Annotated in this window: 17 protein-coding genes; 15 read left to right on the top strand and 2 right to left on the bottom strand. The window is 70.3% G+C overall.

The features are described 5' to 3' along the window. Nucleotides 1-5 precede the first annotated feature (5 nt). The 5 genes from CG719_RS28960 to CG719_RS28940 are packed head-to-tail and all read left to right on the top strand — an operon-like array spanning nt 6 to nt 6,891. A complete protein-coding gene (locus tag CG719_RS28960) occupies nt 6-1,040 on the top strand; it encodes an ABC transporter permease (RefSeq protein WP_100571671.1) in 1,035 nt (344 codons plus the stop codon). Continuing rightward, nucleotides 1,037-1,972 carry a carbohydrate ABC transporter permease gene (locus CG719_RS28955; protein ID WP_100571670.1) on the top strand — a complete coding sequence of 312 codons (936 nt, stop codon included), beginning with the start codon at nt 1,037-1,039 and terminating at the stop codon, nt 1,970-1,972. The genes CG719_RS28960 and CG719_RS28955 overlap by 4 nt, the downstream gene beginning before the upstream one ends. Nucleotides 1,973-1,982: 10 nt before the next feature. Further along, on the top strand, nt 1,983-3,944 hold the full coding sequence (locus tag CG719_RS28950; RefSeq protein ID WP_100571669.1) for a beta-galactosidase: 1,962 nt from the start codon (nt 1,983-1,985) through the stop codon (nt 3,942-3,944). Next, on the top strand, nt 3,941-6,139 hold the full coding sequence (locus CG719_RS28945) for a glycosyl hydrolase family 95 catalytic domain-containing protein (RefSeq protein ID WP_100571668.1): 2,199 nt from the start codon (nt 3,941-3,943) through the stop codon (nt 6,137-6,139). Before CG719_RS28950 ends, CG719_RS28945 begins: the two co-directional genes overlap by 4 nt. Nucleotides 6,140-6,177: 38 nt before the next feature. Then, a complete protein-coding gene (locus CG719_RS28940; protein ID WP_100571667.1) occupies nt 6,178-6,891 on the top strand; it encodes a glycoside hydrolase family 12 protein in 714 nt (237 codons plus the stop codon). A 79-nt stretch (nt 6,892-6,970) separates the two neighbouring features. Here the strand turns inward: CG719_RS28940 and CG719_RS28935 are convergent, their stop codons facing one another. Both CG719_RS28935 and CG719_RS28930 read right to left on the bottom strand, forming a co-directional pair. Further along, a complete protein-coding gene (locus CG719_RS28935; protein ID WP_100571666.1) occupies nt 6,971-9,022 on the bottom strand; it encodes a glycoside hydrolase family 31 protein in 2,052 nt (683 codons plus the stop codon). Between the two features lie 103 nt (nt 9,023-9,125). After that, nucleotides 9,126-10,139 carry a LacI family DNA-binding transcriptional regulator gene (locus CG719_RS28930; protein WP_100571665.1) on the bottom strand — a complete coding sequence of 338 codons (1,014 nt, stop codon included), beginning with the start codon at nt 10,137-10,139 and terminating at the stop codon, nt 9,126-9,128. A 348-nt stretch (nt 10,140-10,487) separates the two neighbouring features. Here CG719_RS28930 and CG719_RS28925 point away from each other — a divergent pair, with 348 nt between their 5' ends. The 10 genes from CG719_RS28925 (at nt 10,488) to CG719_RS28880 (ending at nt 24,388) form a co-directional block, all read left to right on the top strand. Continuing rightward, nucleotides 10,488-12,428, top strand: coding sequence for an acyl-CoA dehydrogenase family protein (locus CG719_RS28925; protein WP_100571664.1), 1,941 nt, complete (start codon nt 10,488-10,490; stop codon nt 12,426-12,428). A 207-nt stretch (nt 12,429-12,635) separates the two neighbouring features. Next, complete coding sequence (dxr, locus tag CG719_RS28920) at nt 12,636-13,898, top strand: 1-deoxy-D-xylulose-5-phosphate reductoisomerase (protein WP_100571663.1); 1,263 nt, start codon at nt 12,636-12,638, stop codon at nt 13,896-13,898. A gap of 8 nt (nt 13,899-13,906) precedes the next feature. Continuing rightward, nucleotides 13,907-15,199, top strand: a complete 1,293-nt coding sequence (locus CG719_RS28915) for a M50 family metallopeptidase (protein ID WP_199836828.1) — start codon at nt 13,907-13,909, stop codon at nt 15,197-15,199. 237 nt (nt 15,200-15,436) lie between these two features. Continuing rightward, nucleotides 15,437-17,302, top strand: coding sequence for a recombinase family protein (locus tag CG719_RS28910; protein WP_159024973.1), 1,866 nt, complete (start codon nt 15,437-15,439; stop codon nt 17,300-17,302). 208 nt (nt 17,303-17,510) lie between these two features. After that, nucleotides 17,511-18,668, top strand: a complete 1,158-nt coding sequence (gene ispG / locus CG719_RS28905; protein WP_100571660.1) for a flavodoxin-dependent (E)-4-hydroxy-3-methylbut-2-enyl-diphosphate synthase — start codon at nt 17,511-17,513, stop codon at nt 18,666-18,668. A 220-nt stretch (nt 18,669-18,888) separates the two neighbouring features. Then, the gene (locus CG719_RS28900) at nt 18,889-19,950 is read left to right on the top strand and encodes a LacI family DNA-binding transcriptional regulator (RefSeq protein ID WP_100571659.1); all 1,062 of its coding nucleotides are present in this window, start codon (nt 18,889-18,891) and stop codon (nt 19,948-19,950) included. A gap of 136 nt (nt 19,951-20,086) precedes the next feature. After that, nucleotides 20,087-21,283 (top strand): ABC transporter substrate-binding protein, encoded by a 1,197-nt coding sequence (locus CG719_RS28895; protein ID WP_100571658.1) that lies wholly within the window; start codon nt 20,087-20,089, stop codon nt 21,281-21,283. Continuing rightward, on the top strand, nt 21,280-22,566 hold the full coding sequence (locus CG719_RS28890) for an ABC transporter ATP-binding protein (RefSeq protein ID WP_234375809.1): 1,287 nt from the start codon (nt 21,280-21,282) through the stop codon (nt 22,564-22,566). Before CG719_RS28895 ends, CG719_RS28890 begins: the two co-directional genes overlap by 4 nt. After that, a complete protein-coding gene (locus CG719_RS28885) occupies nt 22,563-23,498 on the top strand; it encodes an ABC transporter permease (protein ID WP_100571657.1) in 936 nt (311 codons plus the stop codon). The genes CG719_RS28890 and CG719_RS28885 overlap by 4 nt, the downstream gene beginning before the upstream one ends. Next, complete coding sequence (locus tag CG719_RS28880) at nt 23,498-24,388, top strand: ABC transporter permease (RefSeq protein ID WP_100571656.1); 891 nt, start codon at nt 23,498-23,500, stop codon at nt 24,386-24,388. The genes CG719_RS28885 and CG719_RS28880 overlap by 1 nt, the downstream gene beginning before the upstream one ends. Nucleotides 24,389-24,481 lie beyond the last annotated feature (93 nt).

The raw sequence follows: 24,481 nt of genomic DNA, 5'->3' as shown, positions 1-24,481 counted from the left end.
CGGCCGTGTCCCACAGCACGGTGCCTCGGAGCAGGACCGAGGCCGACACGACGGCGAGGACCGCGAAGGCGTCCGGCGGCGCCACCGGAACGCGGAAAGCTCCGCACGCGGGGAGGCTGAGCCTGCGGATCAGGTTGAGACGCGACCGCGTGCTGCTCCTGATGACGCTCCCGGCCGTCGTCCTCGTCCTGCTCTTCAACTACATACCGATTCTCGGCAACGTCGTCGCCTTCCAGGACTACGACCCCTACATCAGCGACAACGGCGTCGTCTCCATCCTGCACAGCCCCTGGGTGGGCCTGGAGAACTTCCGGGCGATCTTCGCGGACTCGGCGTTCTGGAACGCGGTGCAGAACACCCTGGTGCTGTTCTTCCTCCAGCTCGTGCTGTACTTCCCCATCCCGATCCTGCTCGCGCTGCTCATCAACAGCGTGGTCAGGCCCCGGGTGCGGGCGGTCGCGCAGGCCGTGCTGTACCTGCCGCACTTCTTCTCCTGGGTGCTGGTCATCGCCGTCTTCCAGCAACTGCTCGGCGGCGCCGGACTGCTGTCCCAACTGCTGCGGCAGCACGGCTACGACGGCCTCGACATCATGACCGACCCGACCACCTTCAAGTTCCTCGTCACCGCGCAGAGCGTGTGGAAGGACGCCGGCTGGGGGATCATCGTCTTCCTCGCCGCGCTCGCCTCGGTGAGCCGCGACCTGTACGAGGCCGCCGCGATGGACGGCGCCGGACGATGGCGCCGCATCTGGCACGTCACGCTGCCCGCGCTGCGCCCGGTCATCGCACTGCTCCTCGTGCTGCGCGTCGGTGACGCCCTCACCGTCGGCTTCGAGCAGATCCTGCTGCAGCGCGACGGCGTCGGCCCCGGCGCGGCCGAGGTCCTGGACACCTTCGTGTGGTGGAACGGCGTGCGCAACCAGGACTTCGGCTACGCGGCCGCCGCCGGCCTGATCAAGGGCGTGGTCAGCCTCGGACTGGTCCTCGCCGCGAACAAGGTCGCCCATCTCATGGGCGAGCAGGGGGTGTACCGGAAGTGACCGCCGTGATCGACAAGCCCGTACGGGAACGCCGCGGATGGGCGGCACCGGCCCGGCCGGTGTGGGAGGAGAAGCCCACCGGGGCCGGCCTGGCGGGCAAGGGACTGGTTCTCGCCCTGGCCTGCCTGGCGATCCTCTTCCCGCTGTGGATCGTCGTCGTCACCAGCCTCTCCTCGCGCAGGACCATCGACGAGGCGGGCGGTCTGGTCATGGTGCCCCACGGCATCACCTTCGTCGCCTACCGGGAACTGCTCGGCGGCGGCCAGGTCACCCGCGCCGCGGTCGTCAGCATCCTGGTCACCCTGGTCGGCACGCTGTTCTCGATGACCGTGTCCGTGCTCTGCGCCTACGGCCTGTCCCGCACCGGCTCGCTCGCGCACCGCTGGATCCTGATGACGCTGCTGGCCACGATGTTCTTCAGCGCCGGTCTCATCCCGACCTACCTGCTGGTGCAGACCCTCGGACTGACCGACACCTACCTCGCGCTGATCCTGCCCAGCGCCGTCAGCGTGTTCAACATCCTCGTGCTGCGCGGCTTCTTCATGAACATCTCGCCGGAACTCATCGACAGCGCCCGCATCGACGGCGCCGGCGACCTGCGCATCCTGTGGCAGATCGTGATGCCGCTGTCCCGCGCGGTGCTCGCCGTGATCACGCTCTTCTACGCGGTCGGCTACTGGAGCGCGTGGTTCAACGCGTCCCTCTACCTCAACGACCAGAACATGCTGCCGCTGCAGAACGTCATGATCCAGCTCGTCCAGAAGCAGCAGGCCCCCGTGGGCCTCGCCCAGTCCATCAAGACCGGCCAACTCTCCGGGCTCGCCGTGCAGATGGCGGTCATGGTGATGGCACTGCTGCCCGTGGCCGTGCTGTCGCCGTTCGTCCAGAAGCACTTCAGGAAGGGGATGCTCACGGGGGCCGTCAAGGGATAGGAGCACTGTGATGTACACGATCGCCGACCGCCGCATCCTCTTCGGCGGCGACTACAACCCCGAGCAGTGGCCCGAGGAGACCTGGCACGAGGACGTCCGGCTGATGAAGGACGCCGGGGTCAACTCCGTCACCCTCGGTGTCTTCTCCTGGTCGAAGCTCGAACCCCACCCTGGCGCACGGGAGTTCGGCTGGCTCGACACGGTGATGGACCTCATGGCGGCCAACGGTGTCGGAGTCGTCCTCGCCACCCCCACCTCCTCGCCACCGCCCTGGATGGGCCGCCTGCACCCCGACACCCTGCCCCGCGACGAGGACGGCCACACCGAGTGGTGGGGCGGCCGGCAGCACTTCTCGCACTCCAGCGCCACCTACCGCCGCTACGCCGCCGCCATCACCGAGGACCTGGCCGCCCGCTACGCGGGCCACCCCGCCCTCACCATGTGGCACATCAACAACGAGTACTGCACCCACGACTACGGCGACGAGGCCGCCGCCGCCTTCCGCCGCTGGCTGCGCACGAAGTACGGCACCCTCGACGCCCTCAACACCGCCTGGGGAACAGCGTTCTGGAGCCAGGGCTACGACAGCTGGGACGGCGTCCTGCCCCCGCGCCGCGCCCACTACCTGAAGAACCCCGCACAGATCCTGGACTTCCGCCGCTTCACCTCCGACATGCTCCTGGAGTGCTACCGCGCCGAACGCGACATCGTCCGCCGGCACACCTCGCACCTTCCGGTCACCACCAACTTCATGCCGCTGTGGTCCGGTCAGGACGGCTGGCGCTGGGCCGCGGAGGAGGACGTCGTCTCCGTCGACCTCTACCCCGACCCGCGCGACCCCCTCGGCGCCCAGTACGGCGCGCTCGTCCAGGACCTCACCCGCTCCCAGGCCCGCGGCCCCTGGATGCTCATGGAACAGGCGGCCGGCCCGGTCAACTGGCGTGGCGTCAACCACCCCAAGCCGTCCGGACTCAACCGCCTGTGGTCCCTGCAGGCGGTGGCCCACGGCTCCGACGCCGTCTGCTACTTCCAGTGGCGCCAGTCCCGGCAGGGCGCGGAGAAGTTCCACTCCGCGATGGTCGGCCACGCCGGCGAGGAGGGCCGCACGTTCCAGGAGATCAAGCGCATCGGCGCCGAACTGGACCGGATCGGCGCCGAGGTGTCCGGCACCCACGGCAGCCGCGACATCGCGGTCCTCCACGACTGGCACTCCTGGTGGGCCTGCGAACAGGACGGCCGCCCGTCCACGCACGTCGAGTACCCCGAGATTCTGCGCGCCTGGCACCGCGCCCTGTGGGAAGCCCACCTCACCACCGACTTCGCCCACCCCGGACACGACCTCACCGCCTACCGGCTCGTCGTCGTCCCCCAGCTCTACCTGCTCACCGACTCGGCGATCGACAACCTCCTGGCGTACGTGGCAAGCGGCGGCACCCTCGTGTGCGGCTTCCTCACCGGGGTCGCCGACGAGGACGACCGCGTTCGCCCCGGCGGCATGGACCCCCGGCTGCGCGAGCTGTTCGGCATCCGCACGCTGCACCAGTGGTGGCCGCTGGAGACGGGGGAGAGCGTCGCGTGCGCGGACGGGCTGCGCGGGACGCTGTGGTCGGAGGAGATCGAGGCCGCCGGCATCGCCGACGAGACGGTCCCGTACCAGGGCGGCGAGCTCGACGGGCTGCCCGCCGTGCTGCGCCGGGGCCGCGCCTGGTACGTCTCCACGCTTCCCGAGCCCGGGGCGCTGCGCGCCCTGCTCACCCGCGTCGCCGCCGGCGCGGGCGTCCGCCCCGTGCTGGACGGACTGCCCGCCGGGGTCGAGGCCGTCCGGCGCGGCGAGCTGCTGTTCCTGCTCAACCACGGGCGCGAGCCGGTCACCGTCGATGTGCCGGGCACCCACCGCGACCTGCTCACCGGGGAGGCCGTGACCGGCCGCACGACGCTCGGACGGTACGGAGCGGCGGTGCTGAAGCCGTGAGGGGCGGACCGCGGCACGGAACCTGGGAACCCCTCCCGGCCGCCCGCTGGGAGGACGCCTTCCTCAGCGGCAACGGCCACCACGGCGCCCTGGTGTTCGGCGACCCGGACGACGACAGCGTGATCGTCACCCACCACACCCTCGTCCGCCCCAACGGCGCCGAGCACGCCCGGCCCCCACTCCTCGCCGGCGAACTGCCCGCCCTCCAGGACCGGTTGCTCGCCGGTGACCGCACCGCCGCCGAGTCCTTCACGGACGGCCGCCCGTTGCAGTGGGTGCAGCCCTTCCACCCGGCCTTCCGGATCCGGCTGAGCCGCCCGTCCCGTGCCCGCCGGGGCTACCGCCGCTCGGTCGACTTCACCAGCGGCGAGACGACGGCGGTGTGCGGGGACTGGAGCAGCCGCGTCTTCGTCTCCCGCGCCGACGACGTGATCGTCCAGCACGTCACCGCGCCCGGCCCCACGCTCGACGTCCGCCTGGACCACCGGCTGCCCGGCGCGCCGCCCGGCCTGCGCATCGGAGACGGGGCGCTGCTCACCGCCGAGGGCGCCGTACTGAGCCTGCACGCCCGCTACCCCGGCAGCGACCGCGGCTACACCGGCGTGACGCTGATCGCCGTCACCGGCGGCACCACGGTCCTCACCCCGCCCGGAGTGCGCGTCACCGGCGCGGACTCGGTGCTGCTGCTCACCCGGGTACGCCGGCACACCGGTGAGCCGGCGGTGACCGAGGAGGCGGGGACCCTGCTCGACCTGCTCACGGGACGGACGTACGACGACCTCCTCGACCGCCATCTGCCCGCACACCGCACCGCCTACCACCGTGTCACCCTCGACCTGCACGGCGAACCCGCCGAACGCGCCCTGCCGGGCTCGGAGCTGCTGAAGCGTTCCGGCAGCGCGGCCCTGGCGGAGCGGCTGTTCGCGGCCGGCCGCTACCACCTGCTCTCCGCCAGCGGCCTGCTCCCGCCCCGGCTCACCGGACTGTGGACCGGCGACTGGGACACGGCCTGGTCCGGCGCGTTCACCACGGACGCCAACCTCAACCTCCAGACCGCCTCCGCCCCCGCGGCCGGTCTCCCCGAGGTCGTCGAGGCCCTGGCCCGGCTCGTCGAGGCACAACTGCCCGATTGGCGGGACAACGCCCGTGCGATCTTCGGCACCCGAGGGGCCGTCGCCCCCGCGCACACCGACGGCGAGTCCGGCCACACCTACCACTTCAGCCGTGAGTACCCGCTGCACCTGTGGACCGCGGGAGCCGACTGGCTGCTCAAGCCGCTCGTCGACCTCGACGAGACGCGCGGTGCCCAGGACCCCCGCACCGCCGCCGCGCTCGCCGAGACCGCCCGGTTCTACGAGGACTTCCTCACCCGCACCGACGAGCACGGCCACCTCGTGGTCGTCCCCTCCTACTCGCCCGAGAACCGCCCCGCCGACGCGAGCTGGGGCACGCTCAACGCGGCCATGGACCTCTCCGCCGCCCGGCACGCCCTGCAGACGGCCGCCGCCTACCACCCCGGCACCCCCGACGCCGACCGCTGGCAGGCCCTCGCCGACCGCCTCCCGCCGCACCGGATCAACGCCGACGGCGCCCTCGCCGAATGGGCGTGGCCCGGCCTCGCGGACACCTACGACCACCGCCACCTCAGCCACCTCTACGCCGTCTGGCCGCTGGACGAGATCGACCCCCACGACACCCCGGACCTGGCCGCCGCCGCCCACCGCGCCCTCGTACTGCGCGGCGCGGAGAACGACTCGGCCCACGGCCACCTCCACCACGCCCTGATCGCGGCCCGCCTCGGTGACGGCGACCGCGCCGCCCGCGCCCTCGCGAACGTGCTGGACGGCGACTACTTCCACGCCTCCCTGATGAGCGCCCACTATCCGAACCGGAACGTCTACAACGCCGACGCCGCCCACGCCCTGCCGGCCGTGCTGATCGAGACACTGGTGCGCTCCACCCCGGACCGGCTGGTCCTGCTGCCCGCGCCCCCGCCCGCGTACCCGGAGGGCGAACTGCGCGGCATCCGCACCCGGTTCGGGGCCGAGGTCGACCTGGCGTGGAGCCCTGACGCGGCCACCGCGCTGCTGCGCCCCACCCGCACCCTCCGCATCGACCTGAGGACTCCCTCCGGCGCACGACCGCTCGACCTGGTCGCCGGAGAGGTCCACGCCCTCGACCTGAGGACGTGGTGACCCCCGCAACTCCCCCCACCCATGGAAGGGACACCACCATGGCAACACGCACACGGAGCGGACTTCGCACGGCGCTGCTCGCGCCCGCCCTCGCCCTCGGCGCCACCGTCGGCCTCGCCTCCGCCCCCGCCCAGGCCGCCGTCTGGAACTCCTGCGACCAGTGGGGCAACACCACGCTGAACGGCTACACGCTCTACAACAACATCTGGGGCTCCGGGGCCGGCAGCCAGTGCATCTGGGCCAACTCCGGCACCAACTGGGGCGTATCGGCGAACCACCCCAACACGGGTGGCATCAAGTCCTACCCGAACGCCAAGAAGGTGGTCAACAAGTCGGTCTCCTCGCTCGCCTCGCTCACCAGCAGCTACAACGTCACCGTCCCGTCCTCCGGCGCGTACAACACGTCGTACGACATCTGGGACACCGGCTACAAGTACGAGATCATGCTCTGGGTCAACAAGACCGGCGCCGTCGGCCCGCTCGGCAGCTCCCAGGGCAGCCTCACCCTCGGCGGCTCGACCTGGACCGTCTACAAGGGCAACAACGGCTCGAACGACGTGTTCTCGTTCATCCGCAGCTCCAACTCCAGCTCCGGCACGGTGAACATCCTGCCCATCCTGAAGTGGATCAAGGACACCAAGGGCTGGTTCGGCAACGTGACCATCGGGGACGTGCAGTTCGGCTACGAGATCACGTCGTCGTCCGGCGGTCTGAACTTCACCACCAACAGCCTCACGGTCAGCAGCAGCTGATCCCGGCGGGCCCATGAGTGTGCGGCCGGTCCCGTATAGGGGAGGGACCGGCCGCACGTACGTCCGCGCCCGCGCCGCGCTACCCGGCGACCGGGAGTTCGGCTCCGTCCCGCAGGAACAGCGGAATGCGGTCCAGCGGCGCGTCGACCGTCACGGCCGTACCGCCCTCGTACTCCCGGCCGGTCCACGCGTCGGTCCACCGCGCGCCCGCCGGGAGGTACGCGGTGCGGGCCGTGGCCCCGGCCGTCAGCACCGGGGCGACCAGCAGGTCCCGGCCCAGGAGGTAGGAGTCGTCCGCCGTCCACGCCGTCTGGTCCGCGGGGAACTCCAGGAACAACGGCCGCATCACCGGCAGCCCCTCCTCGTGGGCCTCCCGCATGACCTCCAGCACGTACGGCTTCAGACGCTCGCGCAGCCGCAGGTACTTCTCCAGGACCGGATAGGCCCGCTCTCCGTACGACCAGACCTCGTTGGGGCCGCCGGTCATCTCCGGGCCCAGCGGCATGCCCGGGTCCCGGAAGCCGTGCAGCCGCATCAGCGGGGACAGCGCGCCGAACTGGAACCAGCGCACCAGCAGCTCCTGGTAGGCGGGGTCGTCCGGGTCACCGCCGTGGAAGCCGCCGATGTCGGTGTTCCACCAGGGGATCCCGGACAGCGCGGTGTTCAGGCCGGCCGCGATCTGGCGGCGCAGGGTCGCGAAGTCGGTGCCGATGTCACCGGACCACAGGGCGGCGCCGTGGCGCTGACTGCCCGCCCACGCCGAGCGGTTGAGGGTGATCACCTCGTCCACGCCGGCGGCGCGCAGGCCCTCGTCGAAGGTGCGGGAGTTCTCCGCCGGATAGAGGTTGCCGACCTCCAGGCCGGGACCCGCCCAGTAGCGCAGGTTCTCGGCGAAGCCCGGCTTCAGCTCCGGCTCGCAGGCGTCCAGCCAGAACGCCGTGATGCCGTACGGGTCCAGGTAGTTCTCCTTGATCCTGGACCACACGAAGTCGCGCGCCTTGGGGTTGGTGGCGTCGTAGAAGGCCACCTGGACGGTGGAGGCGACCTGCTTGTCGGGCCAGTCGGCGTGCGCCATCGGGCCGTACTGGGTGCCGATGAAGTAGCCGCGCTGCTCCATCACCGGGTGGTTCTCGCTCAGCGGCGACACCGACGGCCAGACGGACACCACCAGCTTGATGCCGAGGTCCGCCAGCTCGCGCACCATCGCCGCCGGGTCGGGCCACTCCGCGGGGTCGAACCTCCACTCGCCCAGGTGGGTCCAGTGGAAGAAGTCGCAGACGATCGCGTCGATGGGCAGGTTCCGCCGCTTGTACTCGCGGGCCACTTCGAGGAGTTCGTCCTGGGTGCGGTAGCGCAGCTTGCACTGCCAGAAGCCGGCCGCCCACTCGGGCAGCATCGGGGTGCGGCCGGTCACCGCGCTGTAGCGGCGCTGGGCGTCGGCCGGGGAGCCCGCGGTGATCCAGTAGTCGATCTGCCGGGCGGAGTCCGCCACCCAGCGGGTGCCGTTCCCGGCCAGCTCCACACGGCCGATCGCCGGGTTGTTCCACAGCAGGGTGTAACCGCGGCTGGAGGTGAGCACGGGGATCGTGACCTCGGCGTTGCGCTGGACCAGGTCGACGACCAGGCCCTTCTGGTCCAGCCGGCCGTGCTGGTGCTGGCCGAGCCCGTACAGCCTCTCGTCGTCGTAGGCGGCGAAACGCTGCTCAAGGCGGTGGTGGCCGTTGCCGACGGCGGTGTAGAGGCGGGGGCCGGGCCACCAGAAGTGGGCGCGTTCCTCCGCCAGCAGTTCCGTGAGGTCGTCGGTGCGCAGGAAGCGGACGAGGCCCGAGGCGTCGACGTCGACCGTGAGCGCGCCGACGGTCAGGCGTCCCCGGCCGTCCTCGATCTTGACGGTGCTCTCGGTGGCCGGCGCGTGGGCGAGGAGCGCGCCGGGCAGGTCGTCCAGGACCGGGCCGCCGAGCCGGGCGCGCACCCGGACCGCGTCCGGCCCCCACGGCTCGACGCGTACGGTCTCCTGGCGGCCGCTCCACTCCAGCACGCCGTCCCGGTCGCGGAACGTGCCGACCGTGGGGGAGGACTGGGCGAGGCTGACCGGGCCGTGCGGGGGCTGGTTCTCGGCATGCTGGTTCACGGGTGCTCCTTGAAGGAGTGCGGACGGGGGAGTCCTGCGAGAAGGCGTGAGAAGGCATGGGGCGCCCTGGGCGGGTCGGGGCCCGAGACGGAGCGGAGCGGAGTCAGGAGCCGGAGGCGACCGGCCCCGAACTCGTCCGGACTGTCAACTCCGGCGCGATGAGCACCACTTCGTCCGCGCCCTGCCCGTCGAGCTTGGCCACCAGGCGCGCGACCGCGTGCCGCCCCATCTCCTGGGCGGGGATGCCCACCGAGGTCAGCCGCACCGAGGCCTGGACGGCGACCTGGTCCGGGCAGATCGCGACCACGGACACGTCCTCGGGGATCGCCCGGCCCTGCTGGCGCAGCAGGGCGAGCAGGGGTTCGACGGCGGACTCGTTCTGCACGACGAAGCCGGTGGTGCCCGGGCGCTCGTCGAGGATCCGGGCCAGGGTCAGAGCCATCGCGTCGTACCCGCCCTCGCACGGGCGGTGCAGCAGTCCCAGGCCCAGCTCGCGGGCCCGGGAGCGCAGGCCGTCGAGGGTGCGTTCGGCGAAGCCGGTGTGCCGTTCGTAGACCGCGGGCGCCTCGCCGATGACGGCGATCTCGCGGTGCCCGAGCAGCGCCAGATGCTCCACGCACAGCGCGCCCGTCGCACCCCAGTCCAGGTCCACACAGGTCAGCCCGGTGGTGTCGGCGGGCAGCCCGATCAGGACGGTCGGCTGATCGGTCTCCCGCAGCAGCGGCAGCCGTTCGTCGTCCAGCTCGACGTCCATCAGGATCATGGCGTCGGCGAGCCCGCTGCCGGTGACCCGGCGCACGGCGTCGGGGCCCTCCTCGCCGGTGAGGAGCAGCACGTCGTAGCCGTGGGTACGGGCGGTGGTGGCCACGGCGATGGCGATCTCCATCATCACCGGCACGTACATGTCGGTACGCAGCGGGATCATCAGGGCGATGATGTTCGACCTGCTGCTCGCCAGGGCGCGGGCGCCCGCGTTCGGGTGGTAGCCGAGCTTCCGGATGCTCTCCTCGACCCGTTGCCGGGTGCTCGCGGAGATGGACCGCTTGCCGCTGAGGACGTAGCTCACCGTGCTCGCCGAGACTCCGGCGTGCTGGGCGACCTCGGCGAGGGTGACCATCCAGCTCTCCAAGGTGTGTGAAGCGCTTCGACAGTGCGCAGTACCGGCATCGGGAGGTAAGGGTGGTTCGACAGTAGCCCCGGCAGGAGTGGGTGTCCATAGGCTGTCGAAGCGCTTCGACTGTTTTCTTTTCCCGCTCCCGGACGGGCCATCCGAACGGAGTACAAGGAGTGGTCGTCACGCCCCGCACACACGATGCTGGGTGGGACAGACCGAAACAGACGGTGGACTGCGAGCGTCCGTGCGCGTGGGGTGGTGGGTCCGCCCGGTATCGGGTACATACGATCCAGTAGCACCGGTCGGTAACGTACCGCACCCTCCATCCCTCTTCGCGGCGAGGTGAGCCTCATGTCCGCACCAACGTCCAACAAGCCCACCGTCACCGAGCGCGAGGCCCGCCAGGTGGCGGAGGCCGCTCGGGAGCAGGACTGGCACAGGCCGAGCTTCGCCAAGGAGCTGTTCCTCGGCCGCTTCCGGCTCGATCTCATCCATCCGCACCCGCTGCCCGCGGCCGACGACGTGCAACGCGGAGAGGAGTTCCTCGCCAAGCTCCGCGACTTCTGCGAGACGAAGATCGACTCGGCCCGCATCGAGCGCGACGCGCGGATCCCGGACGAGGTCGTCACCGGGCTCAAGGAGCTCGGCGCGCTCGGCATGAAGATCGACACCAAGTACGGCGGCCTCGGCCTGACCCAGGTCTACTACAACAAGGCCCTCGCCCTGGCCGGCTCCGCCAGCCCCGCGATCGGCGCGCTGCTCTCCGCGCACCAGTCGATCGGCGTGCCGCAGCCGCTGAAACTCTTCGGCACACAGGAGCAGAAGGACACCTTCCTGCCCCGCTGCGCCCGCACGGACATCTCCGCCTTCCTGCTCACCGAGCCGGACGTCGGCTCCGACCCGGCGCGCCTGGCGACCACGGCCGTCCCGGACGGGGACGGCTACGTCCTCGACGGGGTCAAGCTGTGGACGACCAACGGGGTCGTGGCCGACCTCCTCGTCGTCATGGCGCGTGTGCCGAAGTCCGAGGGCCACCGCGGCGGCATCACCGCGTTCGTCGTCGAGGCTGCCTCCGAGGGCGTCACCGTGGAGAACCGCAACGTCTTCATGGGCCTGCGCGGCATCGAGAACGGCGTCACCCGCTTCCACCGGGTGCGGGTCCCGGCCGCCCACCGCATCGGCGCCGAGGGCCAGGGTCTGAAGATCGCCCTGACCACCCTGAACACCGGCCGCCTCTCCCTGCCCGCGATGTGCGCGGGCGCGGGCAAGTGGTGCCTGAAGATCGCCCGCGAGTGGTCCGCGGTCCGCGAGCAGTGGGGCAAGCCGGTCGCGCTGCACGAGGCGGTCGGCTCGAAGATCTCGTTCATCGCGGCCACCACCTTCGCGCTGGAGGCGGTGCTCGACCTGTCGTCCCAGATGGCCGACGAGAACCGCAACGACATCCGCATCGAGGCCGCCCTCGCCAAGCTCTACGGCTCGGAGATGGCCTGGCGGATGGCCGACGAACTGGTCCAGATCCGCGGCGGCCGCGGCTACGAGACGGCCGCGTCCCTCGCCGCCCGCGGGGAACGCGCGGTCCCCGCCGAGCAGATGCTGCGCGACCTGCGCATCAACCGCATCTTCGAGGGCTCGACCGAGATCATGCACCTGCTGATCGCGCGGGAGGCGGTCGACGCCCACCTCTCGGTCGCCGGCGACCTCATCGACCCCGACAAGTCCCTGTCGGACAAGGCGAGGGCGGGCGCGAACGCGGGCGTCTTCTACGCCAAGTGGCTGCCCAGGCTGGTCGCGGGCCCCGGCCAGCTCCCGCGCTCGTACGCCGAGTTCCACCCGCCCGGACACGTCGACCTGTCCGGCCACCTGCGCTACGTGGAACGCCACGCCCGCAGGCTTGCCCGCTCCACCTTCTACGCCATGTCCCGCTGGCAGGGCCGGATGGAGACCAAGCAGGGCTTCCTCGGCCGGATCGTCGACATCGGCGCCGAACTGTTCGCGATGAGCGCGGCCTGCGTCCGCGCCGAACTCCTGCGCACCCAGGGCGACCACGGCCGCGAGGCCTACCAGCTCGCCGACGCCTTCTGCCGGCAGTCCCGCATCCGCGTCGCCGAACTCTTCGACCGCCTGTGGACCAACACCGACGACCTCGACCGCAAGGTCGTCAAGGGCGTCCTCGGCGGCGCCTACACCTGGCTGGAGGAAGGCGTCGTCGACCCGTCGGACGACGGCCCGTGGATCGCGGAGGCGACCCCCGGTCCGAGCGAGCGGGAGAACGTGCACCGGCCGATCAGGTGACGGCCGGCCGACGGCCGTGACACGCGGCACGGCAGCCTGTCGTCGACATCCACCGGCCGCCCGGCGGCACCGGCCGCCCGGCGGCCGACCGCGTCCCCCGACGGGGCGCGCCGGTGGCGCGTCCGCGACGCGGCGACCGGCGACTCGCTCCCCCCTTCGAGGGGGCGCGCTGTCCGTCCGGGCACCCGGTGCGGCCACAATGGGGGGATGAGCGACAGTCCAGCCCCTCTCGCCGACCCGCACCTCGTCTTCGACCCCGTCGCCGGGGACGGCCCCAAGGACGTGGTGGTGCTCGGGTCCACCGGGTCCATCGGCACCCAGGCCATCGACCTCGTCCTGCGCAACCCGGACCGCTTCCGGGTCACCGGGCTCTCCGCCAACGGCGGACGGGTCGGTCTCCTCGCCGAGCAGGCGTACCGGCTGCGGGCGCGGACCGTCGCCGTGGCCCGCGAGGACGTCGTACCGGCCCTGCGCGAGGCGCTCGCCGCGCAGTACGGGGCGTCCGAGCCCCTCCCCGAGATCCTCGCCGGACCGGAGGCCGCCACCCACCTCGCCGCCTCCGACTGCCACACGGTCCTCAACGGCATCACCGGCTCCATCGGCCTCGCCCCGACCCTCGCCGCCCTGGAGGCGGGCCGCACCCTCGCGCTCGCCAACAAGGAGTCGCTCATCGTCGGCGGCCCGCTGGTCAAGGCGCTCGCCAAGCCCGGCCAGATCATCCCGGTGGACTCCGAGCACGCCGCCCTCTTCCAGGCGCTCGCGGCGGGAACGCGGGCCGATGTGCGCAAGCTCGTCGTCACCGCCTCCGGCGGCCCCTTCCGCGGCCGGACCAAGGCCGAGCTCGCCGACGTCACCGTCGAGGACGCCCTCGCCCACCCCACCTGGGCGATGGGCCCGGTGATCACGGTCAACTCCGCCACCCTGGTCAACAAGGGCCTCGAGGTCATCGAGGCACACCTGCTGTACGACATTTCCTTCGACCGCATTGAGGTCGTCGTGCATCCGCAGTCTTATGTCCACTCGATGGTTGAGTTCACCGACGGATCCACCCTCGCCCAGGCGACGCCCCCGGACATGGGCGGGCCCATCGCCATCGGCCTGGGCTGGCCGGAACGCGTTCCCGACGCCGCGCCCAGCTTCGACTGGAGCAAGGCGTCGACCTGGGAGTTCTTCCCGCTCGACACCGAGGCCTTCCCCTCCGTGGGGCTCGCCCGGCACGTGGGCGGGCTCGGCGGCACCGCCCCGGCCGTGTTCAACGCGGCCAACGAGGAGTGCGTCGACGCGTTCCTGCGCGGCGCCCTGCCCTTCAACGGGATCATGGAGACCGTGACACAAGTGGTCGAGGAGCACGGCACACCCCCGACGGGAACTACCCTGACGGTGCCGGACGTCCTCGAAGCGGAGACCTGGGCCCGCGCCAGGGCCCGGGAACTGACAGCGCGAACGGCGACAGCGGAGGCGCGTGCATGACGTCCTTGATGATGATCCTCGGCATAGTCGTCTTCGTGGTGGGCCTGCTGGTCTCCATCGCGTGGCACGAGCTGGGGCATCTGTCCACCGCCAAGCTCTTCGGCATCCGCGTGCCGCAGTACATGGTGGGATTCGGCCCGACGCTGTGGTCCCGCAGGAAGGGCGAGACGGAGTACGGCGTCAAGGCCATTCCGTTCGGCGGCTATATCCGCATGATCGGCATGTTCCCGCCGGGCGACGACGGCCGGATCACGGCACGCTCCACCTCGCCCTGGCGCAGCATGATCGAGGACGCCCGCTCGGCGGCCTTCGAGGAGCTCGGCCCCGGTGACGAGAAGCGCCTGTTCTACACCCGTGCCCCGTGGAAGCGGGTCATCGTGATGTTCGCGGGCCCCTTCATGAACCTGATCCTCGCGGTCGCGCTGTTCCTGACCGTCCTCATGGGCTTCGGTATCTCGCAGCAGACGACCACCGTCAGCTCCGTCTCCCAGTGCGTCATCGCGCAGAGCGAGAACCGCGACAACTGCAAGAAGACCGACGCCCCGGCACCGGCCGCGGCCGCCGGCCTGAAGGCGGGCGACAAGATCGTCTCCTTCAACGGGGTGAGCACCGGCAACTGGAACCAGCTGTCCGACCTGATCCGCGCCAACCCCGGCAAGGACGTGTCGATCGTCGTCGACCGCAAGGGACAGGACGTCACCCTGCACGCGAAGATCGCCACCAACCAGGTCGCCAAGAAGGACTCACGCGGCCAGATCGTGCAGGGGCAGTACGTCAGCGCCGGCTTCCTCGGCTTCAGCGCCGCGACCGGCATCGTCCGACAGGACTTCGGCCAGTCCGTGACCTGGATGGGCGACCGGCTCGGCGAGGCCGTCCACTCCATCGCGAGCCTGCCCGGCAAGGTGCCGGCCCTGTGGAACGCGGCCTTCGACGGCGCTCCACGCCAGCCCGACTCCCCGATGGGCGTGGTCGGCGCGGCCCGCGTCGGCGGCGAGATCTTCACCCTGGACATCCCGCCCACCCAGCAACTGGCCATGGCTCTGATGCTGGTCGCCGGCTTCAACCTCTCGCTGTTCCTGTTCAACATGCTCCCGCTGCTCCCGCTGGACGGCGGGCACATCGCGGGGGCGCTGTGGGAGTCGCTGCGGCGGAACCTGGCGAGGGTGCTGCGCCGGCCTGACCCCGGTCCGTTCGACGTGGCGAAGCTGATGCCGGTGGCCTACGTGGTGGCGGGCGTCTTCGTCTGCTTCACGATCCTCGTCCTGATCGCGGACGTGGTTAACCCGGTCAAGATCAGTTGATAAACCGTCGTTTTCTGTCGTGATGGTCGTGATGGTCGCGATGCCGTGCCCTTCGCCCATTTAACTCGGGTGGGTGAAGGGCGCGGATTACTCGTACGACGTGAACGCGGGCTTCGTACTTTCTTGCTGTACATGGGTGACCCCAGCGGTGCGCCAACACCCTGGGGTCCGGCCAGTCTGAGAGGGACTGACATGCAGCAAGTTACTGCCACGCGTGCGGATGACAAGAGCCGGGGAGTGCAGACAGTCGACGTAGCCGCGTACATGCGGGTCTCGACCACCGAGCAGAGGGGCAAGTACGGGATTCCGGTCCAGGCGCAGGCCATTCGCGCCTTCGTGGAACAGCAGGACGCGTGGTGTCTGGTCCAATCCTGGGAAGACATCGGCGAATCGGGTTCGACGCACTTCCGTCCCGGTCTGGAGGCACTGCTGGCGGACATTTCTCTGGGGGGCGTCAAGCACGTCCTGGTGCATCGCCTGGATCGCCTGGGGCGGACGGAAGCGGCCATCTGGCGTTGCATCTGGCAGATCGAGGACGTCGGGGCGCAGGTGGAATGCTGCACCGAGCCCCTGGGTGAACCGGGTGTCGAGAGGTGGCTCACAGTCGACCGCCTGGCGCAGAGCGTGGAGGCGGACTACCGTCGCATTGTCGCTCGCACACAGTCAGGTCGGCAGCTCAAGGCGGTCAACGGTGGGTGGCCGGGTGGGCCTGCCCCCTACGGCTATCGCATCAGAGGCAAGGGCACCTTCGGTTCGACGCTCGAGGTGGACCCGGCTGAAGCAGGTGTGGTGAAGCTTCTGGCCGACCTCGTGATCGACGGCGGGCGCACTCTCGTCGGCATCGCCAAGGAGCTGAACAGCCGCGGAATTCTCACTCGGAGCGGCAAGCCCTGGACCGGTACGAACCTCCACCGACGGTTGAGGGGTGCGACGTTTCTCGGAGAGGCGGTATTCCGTCGCACTGATCGGCAATGGGGTGGCCACCGCACCAGACTCGGCAGTGACGGACGTCCGCTGCACGGCGAAAGCGTGGTGATCCCACTGCCTCCGATCCTCCCGGCGCACCGGATTCGTTCCTTTCAGGAGGCACTGGCCGCGTTGACCAGACCCCGCAAGAACCCGATCGGGGAGTACCTGCTCAGCGGGCTGATCCACGGGCACTGCGGGCGTCCCTACATTGGATGTTTCCGGAGCAAGGACGGGCTACGGACGTATCGCTGTTCAGGGTGGAACGCCGATGTCTCCTGCGGTTGTGTCTTTCTGCCCGCTGACCTCGTGGAGGAGGAGGTGGCGAGCCACCTCAACGCTCTGTTGGCCTCGATTCCGCCGAACAGCAGGCCGATGATGCCGCTCTTCTCTCTGGCGCACACGCAGCTGATTCAGCACCTTGAGCGGGTGAGATCGCTGGAGCGGCTCGCTGCGCGGTGCGCAGAGGAACTCGACACACTGCGGGTGAAGACGCAGCAAGACCGCGTCATCGCCGCTGCGATGCGCCAGCTTGAGTCCGAGCAGAAGGCCTTCGACCGGATCCTGGCTTACGCGCGGGACTGGCTGAGCGAACTCCATAATCTGAGCAGCAAGGATGCCCGGACGACAGCCGTTCTGGAGGCCGCCGCTCCGGACATCCGGTCGCTCTCGTCGTCCGAGCAGCGGCGCCTGTTCGAGTCGGTCAAGGTACGCGTGGACATTGTGGACCCGACGTTTCGGTACCGGGAGGGGACGAGATGCTGGACGACGAGGTGGCATCAGCGCAAGGGGACATCCGTCCCTGCCGATCCCACGGACAGCCAGTGGTCCCGTATCGAAGAATTGCTCCGCTGCAGGTATCCGGCGCATCACTTTCGGTCGCCGCTGGACCTGCGAGCGGCTTTCTTGGGCATGCTGCATCGCCTGCGTAGCGGAATCCTGTGGCGCGACCTTCCGGAGTGCTTCGGCGACCCCGAGAAAGTTCGTTGCCGGCAACGCACTTGGTTGGCGGACGGAGTGTGGGCGGAAATCGTGACGCTTCTCAACGAGGAGGGAGAGGGCACGCCGGTTCTGAGCGATGAGGCCGGCCCCGCTCTCGCTATCAGCACGGGGCTCGATGTCGAGGTTCTCCGCTGAGCGTTCCAGACGGTCCAGGCATGGTGATCAACCGGGGATCATGTCCTGCGGTGTGGCCATCATGCCCGGGCTGTCGGGATCGAACGCCAATGGGTGGACCACTGGGACGCCGTGTGCTTCCGTTCCTGCCAGTGCCGTAATCTCGATGCCTGGAGCCCGCCGCTGAACGAGGCCGGACCTTGATCCACGACTTGGGGTTGCACAGCAGATGACTGCGATTTCTCTCGGCATGCCGTCCGTTCCTACCAAGATCGCCGAGCGCCGCAAGAGCCGGCAGATCCAGGTCGGGTCCGTGGCCGTGGGCGGGGACGCGCCGGTGTCGGTGCAGTCGATGACGACGACGCGTACGTCGGACATCGGTGCGACGTTGCAGCAGATCGCGGAGCTGACGGCGTCGGGTTGTCAGATTGTGCGGGTGGCGTGTCCGACGCAGGACGACGCGGACGCGTTGGCGACGATCGCGCGGAAGTCGCAGATTCCGGTGATCGCGGACATCCATTTCCAGCCGAAGTACGTGTTCGCGGCGATCGAGGCGGGCTGTGCGGCGGTGCGGGTGAACCCGGGCAACATCAAGCAGTTCGACGACAAGGTCAGGGAGATCGCGCGGGCGGCGAAGGATCACGGGACGCCGATCCGGATCGGTGTGAACGCGGGTTCGCTGGACCGGCGGCTGCTGCAGAAGTACGGGAAGGCGACTCCGGAGGCGCTGGTGGAGTCGGCGCTGTGGGAGGCGTCGCTGTTCGAGGAGCACGACTTCCGGGACATCAAGATCTCGGTCAAGCACAACGACCCGGTCGTGATGATCGAGGCCTACCGGCAGCTCGCCGGGCAGTGCGACTACCCCCTCCACCTGGGTGTCACCGAGGCCGGCCCCGCCTTCCAGGGCACGATCAAGTCGGCGGTGGCCTTCGGCGCGCTGCTGTCCCAGGGGATCGGTGACACCATCCGTGTGTCGCTGTCCGCGCCGCCGGTCGAGGAGATCAAGGTCGGTATCCAGATCCTGGAGTCGCTGAACCTGCGCCAGCGTGGTCTGGAGATCGTGTCGTGTCCGTCCTGCGGCCGTGCGCAGGTGGACGTGTACAAGCTGGCCGAGGAGGTCACCGCCGGTCTGACCGGTATGGAGGTGCCGCTGCGCGTCGCGGTGATGGGCTGCGTCGTCAACGGTCCCGGTGAGGCGCGTGAGGCCGACCTCGGTGTCGCCTCCGGCAACGGCAAGGGGCAGATCTTCGTCAAGGGCGAGGTCATCAAGACCGTGCCGGAGTCGAAGATCGTGGAGACCCTGATCGAGGAGGCCATGAAGCTCGCCGAGCAGATGGAGCAGGACGGCGTCGCCTCGGGCGAGCCGGAGATCTCGGTCAGCGGCTGACCACCGGCGCGGCGACCGACCCCCGCCGCGTCATACCGGAGCCCCGCCCCTGAAGGGCGGGGCTTCCTGGTCTCCGGGAAGCGTTTTCAGCGAAATGTTGCGACGGTTCGTGCTTCGCCGCTGTCCACGCCCTCTTCCCGCTCGCTTGTGACTGCTAACTTGCTGACGAGCGGGCTGAGAAATCGCTGTCTCGGCACCGGACGACTCCAGGGGGGATGCGATGACCACAGCGCGGCGCACCGGAGAGCGCGCCGGGAACGGCGGCGAGGGGCCCGCGAGACGGTCCTCCGGCCGGGGGCAGAAACGCGTCACCATCGCCGACGTGGCCCGTGCCTCCGGCGCCTCGGTGTCGACCGTCTCACGGGTGATCAACCAGGTCGGCACCGTCGCCCCGGACCTCGCCGACCGGGTCCGCGAGGCCGTCGCCGACCTGGGCTACCGCCCCAACGCCGCCGCGCAGGGCCTGGCCCGGGGACGGTCCGGCACGCTCGGGGTGCTCGTCCCGGACCTGGCGAACCAGTACTTCCACGACATCATCAAGGCTCTCTCGACGGTGGCCAGATCCAGCGGGTCCCGCGTCCTGGTCATGGACTCCAACGAGGACCCCGCCGCCGAACGGGAACTGGCCGAGGACCTCGTCCGGTACGCCGACGGCCTGCTGCTCTGCTCCCCGCGCATGCCGCGCGCCGACCTCGTCGCGCTGACCGGCCGCGACACCCCGGTCCTGGTCACCAACCGGCAGGAGCCGGGCCTGGGGCTGCGGGCGATCACCGTCGACTTCTTCCGCGGCGTCCTCGCCCTCTGCGGTCACCTCGCCCAGCTGGGGCACCGGGACGTCGTCTACGTCGCCGGGCCCGGCCGCGCCTGGGCCCACCACGAGCGGGTGCGCGCCCTCGCCGCCGCCGAGGACTTCGGGCTGCGCGTGCGCACGGTCGAGGGCGGCTCCACCGCCGACGACGGGTATGCGGCGGCCGACGCCGCCCTCGGCACCGGCGCGAGTGCCGTGATGGCCTACAACGACTTCGTGGCGCTCGGTCTGCTCGCGCGGTTCGCCGAACTCGGTGTGCGGGTGCCGGGCGACGTGTCGCTGACCGGATTCGACGAGATCGACATGGCGCGCTTCTCGGCGCCGCCGCTGACCACGGTAGCGATTCCCCGGGGACGGCTCGGGCAGGCGGCCGGTGCGGCGCTGCTGCGGCTGATGGCCGGCGAGGACGACATCGAGTGCGAGTCCATCCCGGTTGACCTGCACATCCGTTTTTCGACCGGCGCACCTTCTTGACAGATCCGATGGCGGGCAGGATTTTGTTCGGGCACAAGGCCGAGAAAGCGTTTCCTCACCGTCGCTGACGATATCGGGCCGACGCCCGCAGGGAGTTGCTGCTGTGTCCCGCACCGTCCACAGAGCCAGTCTTCGTATGCCGTCCGTTCAGCGCCTCGTCGCCGCCGGCTTGTTGCTCGCGGTCACGGTGGTCGGATGCAGCGCGCCGAGCAGTCAGTCGTCGGGGGACAAGGGGCAGTCCACCCGGAAGGTGCCGGACAAGCCCAGCAAGCCGGTCTCGCTGGAGATCCTCGACGTCGCCGGGAACCTCCAGCTGACCCAGGGCATGATCGACGAGTTCCAGAAGACGCACCCGGAGATCGTCAGCAAGGTCTCGTACTCCAAGGCGCCGGCTCCGGAACTCGCCGGCAAGATCAAGGCGCAGCAGCAGGCCGGCCGCGTCCAGATCGACATGGTGCTCACCGGTACCGACGGCCTCGCCGCAGGTCTTGAGCAGGACCTCTGGGCGGACATGTCCACGCACCAGGACGCCATCGGCAATCCGGACTACCTGCCGCCGGCGGCGGAGATGGCGAAGCTGGCGCAGGGCAAGGGCACGGCCGTCGTGTACTACCCGTCGGGGCCGCTGTTCGAGTACGACCCGGCCAAGGTGCCGAACCCGCCGAAGAGCCCGCAGCAACTCCTCGACTGGGCCAAGGCGCACCCCAAGCGCTTCCAGTACGCCGACCCCGCCAACTCGGGTCCCGGCCGCACCTGGCTGATGGGGCTGCCGTACCTCCTCGGCGACAAGGACCCGTCCGATCCCGAGAAGGGGTGGGACAAGACGTGGGCGTATCTGAAGGAGCTCGACAAGTACGTCGACGTGTACGCCTCGGGCACGTCCGAGACGATGAAGAACCTGGCCACCGGTCAAGTTGACATGATCATGAGCACCACGGGCTGGTACATCAACCCGCGTGCGCTCGGCACCGTGCCCAAGAAGATGAAGGCCGGCCACTTCGACGACATGACCTGGGTGACCGACGCCCAGTACGCCGTGGTTCCCAACGGCGTCAGCGCCGACAAGATGTCCGCGGTGCTCAACCTGCTGCACTGGATGCTCACCCCCGAGCAGCAGGCGAAGGCCTACGACGACGGCTACTTCTACCCGGGCCCCGCCGTCAAGGACGTGCCCCTGTCGATGGCGCCCGCCAAGTCCCAGCAGGTCGTCAAGGAGTACGGCGTCCCCGAGTTCGACACCTGGATCGACCAGTTCCCGAAGAAGCCGTCGCTGTCCTCTCAGGCGCAGGTCAAGGCGTTCGACCTGTGGAACCGCCAGGTGGCCGGCCAGTGACGGGGGCCCGTATCTCGGCCCTGCGCCTGGACGGAGTCACCCGCAGCTTCGGCGGGCACCAGGCGCTGCGGGGACTGGACCTGGAGATCGCGGGCGGCGAGTTCGTGGCGCTGCTCGGCCCCTCCGGATGCGGAAAGTCCACTGCCCTCAACTGCCTGGCCGGACTGCTGCCGCTGACCGGCGGCCAAATCTTCCTCGACGGCGAACGCATCGACCGACTCGCCCCGGAACGGCGCGGGTTCGGCATGGTCTTCCAGAACTACGCCCTGTTCCCGCACATGACTGTCAGGAACAACGTCGGCTTCGGCCTGAAGATGGCCAAGGTCCCCAAGGCCGAGGCCGCCGAACGGGTCAACAAGGCCTTGGACATGGTGCAGTTGACCGCCCACGCCCACAAGCGGCCCGGCCAGCTCTCCGGCGGCCAGCAGCAGCGGGTCGCCATCGCCCGCGCCATCGTCCTGGAACCGCGGCTGGTGCTGATGGACGAACCGCTGTCCAACCTCGATGCCGCACTGCGCCTGGAGATGCGGGCGGAGATCCGCCGCCTGCACCAGCGGCTCGGACTGACCACCGTGTACGTCACGCACGACCAGGAGGAGGCCCTCTCCCTGGCGGACCGGCTCGTCGTGCTGCGCGACGGCCGCACCCAGCAGATCGGCACCCCGGAGGGGGTCTACAGCCGCCCGGCCAACCGCTATGTCGCCTCCTTCATGGGCTACCGCACCCTGCTCGACGCCACCGTCACCGGCACCCGCGGCCCCCATGTGGTGGTCGACATCGCGGGCAGCCCGCTCGTCGGGCTCGACCGTGACGGCGTCGCGGCCGGCGGCCGCGTCACGGCGGCCATCCGCCCCGAGGACCTGGACGCGGTGAGCGGGGACGAACCCGATGGCACCTCCGGTACGCCGGGACTGCCCGCGACGGTCGAGGTCGTCGAGTACCACGGACGCGAACTCGCCGTACAGGCACGGCTGACCGACGGGCGCCGGGTCCACTTCCGCACCGGGAAGCGGCTCGCGCCCGACGACGCGGTACGGCTCGTCGCACCGCCCGACCGGGTCCTCGTCTTCGCCGCCGAGGACGGCGACGGACAGCCGGGCGACCGCGGTGACGGGCCGTCCCACGGCCCCGGTGCCGAGGGCGGGCCGTCCGCCCCCGAGGCCGGGGAGCCGGACTCCCACCATCCGCGGAACCCGGCGGCCGCACCGGCGGACCAGGACGCGGCGGGGCCCGCGCACAAGCCGCGGGAGGCGCGGGACACCCCGAGGCAGGTGGCCACATGAGCGCCACCGACACCCGCGCGGCGCCGCAGCCCGCGCCACCGGAACCCCCGGCCGCCCGGCCCGCGCTGCGCCACCGCCTGGCCGAGCGCGGGATCGACCGCCTTCTGCTCCTCGCGGTCCCGGGCGTGCTCGTCCTCGCCGTGCTGTTCTGCTACCCGTTCTTCTACGGTCTCGGACTGTCCTTCCAACCCGCCCAGGGCGGGGGGCCGTTCGCCAACTACCGGCTCTTCTTCAGCGATCCGTACCTGCGCGAGACCCTGTGGATCACGCTCGGGCTGGCCGTGCCCGCCGCGCTGATCAACTGCCTTGCCGCCGTACCGGTCGCGTTCCGCACCCGCGGGGCGTTCCGCGGCCGACGGCTGATCACCACGCTGCTGGTCATGCCGATCACTCTCGGGACGGTCCTCACCGCGCAGGGCCTGCTCGGCTACCTAGGCCCCAACGGCTGGTTCAACAAGGCCCTGCTGGGGCTCGGCATCGTCGACGAGCCGCTCGCCCTCGTGCACAACTACTGGGGTGTGCTGGCCTCGTTGATCATCACCGGCTTCCCCTTCTCCTACCTGCTGACGCTGTCGTACCTGACCGGTATCGACCCCAGCCTGGAGCAGGCCGCGGCGACGCTCGGCGCGGACTGGCGCAAACGGCTGCGGTACGTGCTCCTGCCGCTGCTCGCGCCGGGTCTGGCCATCACCTTCTGCCTGTCGTTCGTCCTGGCGTTCGCGGTGTTCCCGTCCGCCCAACTGGTCGGTGACCCGCGCAAGTCCACGCACGTCATCTCGATCGAGGCGTACCAGGCGGCGTTCCAGAAATTCGACTACTCCCTCGGTTCCGCCATCGCCATGATCATGGCCGCGGTGATGCTCGCGGTCGTCGTCCTGGTGCTCGCCTGGCGGTCGCTGCTGTACCGAGGGGCGACGGGAGGCAAGGGCTGATGGCCGACCTCGTCCAGGACCCCGCGGCGGACGCCGTCACGGACCCGGCCGCGCCGTCCTGGTGGCGCGGGATCCGACCCGGCACCTGGATCGCCGCCGTCGTCTTCGGGTTCTTCTTCCTCCAGCTCGCCGGAGTCATCGGCGTCCCGCTCGTCGACTCCCTGGGCACCCGCTGGTTCACCAGCTGGCTGCCGGAGGGCTGGACGACGAAGTGGTACGGCTCCGCCTGGCGGGAGTTCCAGCTCGGCCAGGTCTTCTGGACGACGGCGCTGGTGTCCGTGCTCGTCGTCGTCCTGTCCGTGGTGATCGGAGTGCCGGCCGCCTACGCCCTGGCCCGGCGGGACTTCCCCGGCAAGAAGGCGGTGCTGCTGCTGTTCGTGCTGCCGATCCTGGTGCCGCCCCTCACCTACGGCATCCCGCTGGCCACCGTCCTGTACAAGTTCCAGCTCGCCGGGACCCTCACCGGGGTGGTGCTGGCGAACCTCGTGCCGTCGGTGCCGTTCGTCGTCCTGACGATGACCCCGTTCATCGAGCAGATCGACCCCAGGATCGAGGCGGCCGCCCGGATGTGCGGGGCCCGGACCGGCTCCGTCCTGCTGCGCGTCCTCGCGCCGCTGCTGGTGCCGGGCATCCTCGCCGCCTCCGTACTGGTCCTGGTCCGCACGGTCGGCATGTTCGAACTCACCTTCCTCACCGCGGGTCCGGACAGCCAGACCCTCGTCGTGGCGCTCTACTACGCCGTGTTCTCGGCCGGTATCCGCACCCAGCAGTCCATCGACGCGATGGCCGTGATGTACACGCTGTCGATGCTCGTGCTGCTGGTCGTCGCGCTGCGCTTCGTCAACCCCACCCAGTTGGTGACCCGTGTCAAGGACGACCGGTCCGCGTAGGCGGCGGCCGTCCCCACGAGCAGGGGGACGCCGTCCGGCGCTGTTCACCGCCGGGCGGCGTCCCCCGTTCCTGGCAGGTACAGTGCGGGAACC

Origin of the sequence: Streptomyces sp. CB01373 (assembly GCF_002803075.1) — a bacterium.
Taxonomy (GTDB): domain Bacteria; phylum Actinomycetota; class Actinomycetes; order Streptomycetales; family Streptomycetaceae; genus Streptomyces.
Note: the sequence above shows the minus strand (reverse complement) of the source record. Positions and strands in the feature narration are given on the sequence as shown.

Coding starts and splice junctions, on each gene's coding strand:
- CG719_RS28950 (WP_100571669.1), top strand. CDS start 1,983: ATGTACACGATCGCCGACCGCCGCATCCTCTTCGGCGGCGACTACAAC.
- CG719_RS28940 (WP_100571667.1), top strand. CDS start 6,178: ATGGCAACACGCACACGGAGCGGACTTCGCACGGCGCTGCTCGCGCCC.
- CG719_RS28930 (WP_100571665.1), bottom strand. CDS start 10,139: ATGGTCACCCTCGCCGAGGTCGCCCAGCACGCCGGAGTCTCGGCGAGC.
- CG719_RS28925 (WP_100571664.1), top strand. CDS start 10,488: ATGTCCGCACCAACGTCCAACAAGCCCACCGTCACCGAGCGCGAGGCC.
- dxr (WP_100571663.1), top strand. CDS start 12,636: ATGAGCGACAGTCCAGCCCCTCTCGCCGACCCGCACCTCGTCTTCGAC.
- CG719_RS28915 (WP_199836828.1), top strand. CDS start 13,907: ATGATGATCCTCGGCATAGTCGTCTTCGTGGTGGGCCTGCTGGTCTCC.
- ispG (WP_100571660.1), top strand. CDS start 17,511: ATGACTGCGATTTCTCTCGGCATGCCGTCCGTTCCTACCAAGATCGCC.
- CG719_RS28900 (WP_100571659.1), top strand. CDS start 18,889: ATGACCACAGCGCGGCGCACCGGAGAGCGCGCCGGGAACGGCGGCGAG.
- CG719_RS28895 (WP_100571658.1), top strand. CDS start 20,087: ATGCCGTCCGTTCAGCGCCTCGTCGCCGCCGGCTTGTTGCTCGCGGTC.
- CG719_RS28885 (WP_100571657.1), top strand. CDS start 22,563: ATGAGCGCCACCGACACCCGCGCGGCGCCGCAGCCCGCGCCACCGGAA.
- CG719_RS28880 (WP_100571656.1), top strand. CDS start 23,498: ATGGCCGACCTCGTCCAGGACCCCGCGGCGGACGCCGTCACGGACCCG.